This is a genomic window from Streptomyces sp. NPDC006283 (assembly GCF_040613325.1).
In the GTDB taxonomy this organism is placed as follows: domain Bacteria; phylum Actinomycetota; class Actinomycetes; order Streptomycetales; family Streptomycetaceae; genus Streptomyces.
Window position 1 is genome coordinate 1 of record NZ_JBEXRZ010000385.1, and the last position, 3,269, is coordinate 3,269.

General features: G+C 71.8%; 3 protein-coding genes. 1 reads left to right on the plus strand and 2 read right to left on the minus strand.

The window, feature by feature from the left end; translation table 11 throughout:
- Positions 1–116 precede the first annotated feature (116 nt).
- Positions 117–488, plus strand: a complete 372-nt coding sequence (locus ABZ070_RS36305) for a hypothetical protein (protein ID WP_356640345.1) — start codon at positions 117–119, stop codon at positions 486–488.
- A 41-nt stretch (positions 489–529) separates the two neighbouring features.
- Here the strand turns inward: ABZ070_RS36305 and disA are convergent, their stop codons facing one another.
- Complete coding sequence (gene disA, locus ABZ070_RS36310; RefSeq protein WP_356640347.1) at positions 530–1,654, minus strand: DNA integrity scanning diadenylate cyclase DisA; 1,125 nt, start codon at positions 1,652–1,654, stop codon at positions 530–532.
- Positions 1,655–1,698: 44 nt separating this feature from the next.
- Positions 1,699–3,141: a DNA repair protein RadA gene (gene radA / locus ABZ070_RS36315; protein ID WP_356640349.1), complete on the minus strand. Its 1,443-nt coding sequence runs from the start codon at positions 3,139–3,141 to the stop codon at positions 1,699–1,701.
- Positions 3,142–3,269 lie beyond the last annotated feature (128 nt).

The window sequence follows — 3,269 nt, forward strand, 5'->3', positions numbered from 1 at the left end:
GCACGAACAGGACGATGAAGAAGAACATGCCGAACATCGCCGCCGCGAGGCTCATCATGATCAGGCCCGTGCCGGCAGGCTCGACGCTCCCCAACTGCGCTCCTGGAGCACTGAAGTTGACGCTGCGTAGCGCCAAGGTCGCTTACGCGCCGGGGGAGAAGCCCTCGTTCCAGCTCGTCGTCTCCAACTCCTCCGCGACGACCTGCAAGGCGGACTTCGGCCCCAAGGCGGCCGTGTTCACCGTGACCGACGCCGAGGACGACGCCATGTGGTCCACCAAGGACTGCCCGAGCCCGGCCGGAAGCCGCCTGCTCCAGGTCCCTGCGGGCTCGACGATCACGCACACCGTGGAGTGGGACCGCAAGCGGAGCGCGCCGAAGTGTGCGACGCCGCCCGCCGGTGCCGTCGGGCCGGGCACCTATCTGGTGGAGGCCGCGTTCCCCGGCGCGACGGTGCTGCCCGCCTCGTTCCGTCTCGAGAAGAGCTGAGGCAGGGCGCGACGAGCGGTTGGTTGCTCGTAGCTCCGGCGCTACACGTACCGCTCGAGGATCGACGACTCGGCGAGCCGCGACAGGCCCTCCCGTACGCTGCGGGCCCGCGCCTCGCCGACGCCGTCCACCGCCTGCAGGTCGTCCACGCTGGCCGCGAGCAGCTTCTGCAGCCCGCCGAAGTGCTCGACGAGCCGCTCGATGATCGCTCCCGGCAGCCGCGGAACCTTGGCCAGCAGCCGGTAACCGCGCGGAGAGACTGCGGAGTCGAGCGTCTCGGGGGAGCCGCTGTATCCGAGCGCCCTTGCGACGGTGGGCAGTTCGAGAAGCTCGGCATGGCTGAGCGCGTCGAGCTCGGCGAGCGCCTCGTCCACGGTGCGTGAGCGCTTCGCCGTGGGCTCGGGCACGTAGTCCCGGACGACCAGTTCACGCTCGGGCTCCACGCCGGCGATCAACTCGTCGAGCTGGAGGGCCAGCAGGCGGCCGTCGGTGCCCAACTCCACCACGTACTCGGCGATCTCGGTCGCGATCCGGCGCACCATCTCCAGCCGCTGGGCGACCGCTGTGACGTCCCGGACCGTGACGAGGTCCTCGATCTCGAGGGCGGAGAGCGTGCCCGCGACCTCGTCGAGGCGGAGCTTGTACCGCTCGAGGGTGGCGAGGGCCTGGTTTGCGCGGGACAGGATCGCCGCCGACTCCTCCAGGACCCGGCGCTCGCCGTCCACGTACAGCGCGATCAGGCGCATCGACTGCGAGACGGAGACCACGGGGAAGCCGCACTGCCGGGAGACCCGGTCCGCGGTGCGGTGCCGGGTGCCCGTCTCCTCCGTGGGGATCGACGCGTCCGGGACGAGCTGCACACCGGCCCTGAGGATCTTGGAGATGTCCTTGTCGAGGATGAGCGCGCCGTCCAGCTTGCACAGCTCGCGCAGCCGGGTGGCGGTGAACTCCACGTCCAGCACGAAACCGCCGGTGCACATCGACTCGACGGTCTTGTCCATGCCGAGAACGATCAGGCCTCCGGTGTTGCCGCGGAGGATGCGCTCCAGTCCGTCGCGCAGGGCGGTGCCCGGGGCGACGGCGCTCAGGGCGGCGCGGATCAGCGCTTCGTTGCCGGAGCCTCCGCCGGACTTTCCGGGTGCTGATGCCCCGTCCTTGGCTGCCACTGCACTCCTCCGGCTCGTACGGGTGGGCGAGACCAGGGCAAAGTCTACCGGCGAGCTTCCTCCTCCCGTGGGGCCTCCGCCCGCTCTCTGCGTGAGCCGCCGCCCGAGCCGCCCTGACGGCCACGCGGAAGCACCCGCAGAGCATCCCCCACGTTGGCCACTTCTGTGACCTTCATACCGGCGGGGACCTTGCCGGGATCGGTCGGCACCAGGGCGTGTGTGAAGCCGAGACGGTGCGCCTCCGCCAGCCTGCGCTGGACGCCCGTGACCCTTCTGACCTCGCCCGCGAGGCCGACCTCGCCGATCGCGACCAGATTCTTCGGCAGCGGTGTGTCGCTCGCCGCGGACGCGAGGGCGAGCGCGACGGCCAGATCCGCGGCGGGCTCGGAAAGCTTCACCCCGCCGACCGTCGCGCTGTAGATGTCGCGCTTGCCGAGGGCGGAGATACGGCCGCGCTGCTCCAGCACCGCCAGCATCATCGACACGCGCGAGGTCTCCAGCCCCGACGTGGTGCGCCGGGGGGAGGGGATCTGGGAGTCGACGGTCAGTGCCTGAACCTCGGCGACCAGAGGACGGCGGCCCTCCAGGGTGACCGTCAGACAGGTGCCGGGGACCGGCTCGTCCCGGCGGGTCAGGAACAGGCCCGAGGGGTCCGCGAGGCCGGTGATGCCCTCGTCGTGCAGCTCGAAGCAGCCGACCTCGTCCGTCGCCCCGTAGCGGTTCTTCACGCCGCGCACCAGGCGCAGGCGGGCGTGCCGGTCGCCCTCGAAGGAGAGCACCACGTCCACCAGGTGCTCCAGCAGCCGCGGTCCGGCGATGGCGCCGTCCTTGGTGACATGGCCGACGAGCAGCGTCGACATGCCGCGCTCCTTGGAGGCGCGGATCAGCGCGCCCGCAACCTCCCGGACCTGGGCCATGCCGCCGGGAGCGCCGTCGATCTCGGGGGACGCCACGGTCTGCACGGAGTCCAGGATCAGCAGCGAAGGCTTGACCGCGTCGAGATGGCCGAGCACCGCGGAGAGGTCGGTCTCCGCGGCCAGATAGAGGTGGTCGTGCAGGGCGTTGATCCGGTCGGCGCGCAGCCGGACCTGGCTCGCGGACTCCTCGCCCGTGACATAGAGCGTGCGGTGGTCGGCGCTCGCCGCCTTGGCCGCGACGTCGAGCAGCAGCGTGGACTTGCCGACACCCGGCTCGCCCGCGAGCAGCACGACGGCGCCGGGCACCAGCCCGCCGCCGAGGACGCGGTCGAGCTCGTCGACGCCGGTCGTGCGGGCGGTCGCCTGCCGGCCGTCGACCTGGCCGATGGGCAGGGCCGCGGTGGAGACGCGGCCGGCGGCGGTGGTGCGGACGGCGGGCGCGCCGTACTCCTCGACTGTGCCCCAGGCCTGGCACTCGGGGCAGCGGCCGAGCCACTTGACGGTCGTCCAGCCGCATTCGGTGCAGCGGTAGGACGGCCGGTCCTTCGCGGATTTCGTACGGGCAGCCATGCGCAAACCGTAACGGTGGCCACCGACAGTGCCGCCGCCCGGCCGATGGACGGAGGGGAGGGGGAGCGTACGGGCGTGTGACGGGAGCAGGGTGAGGGGGCGCGCAGGCGTGCGACGGGGAGAGGGGA

Bases quoted from the DNA above. Each gene is read 5' to 3' on its own strand.
- radA (WP_356640349.1), bottom strand. From the start codon at position 3,141: ATGGCTGCCCGTACGAAATCCGCGAAGGACCGGCCGTCCTACCGCTGC.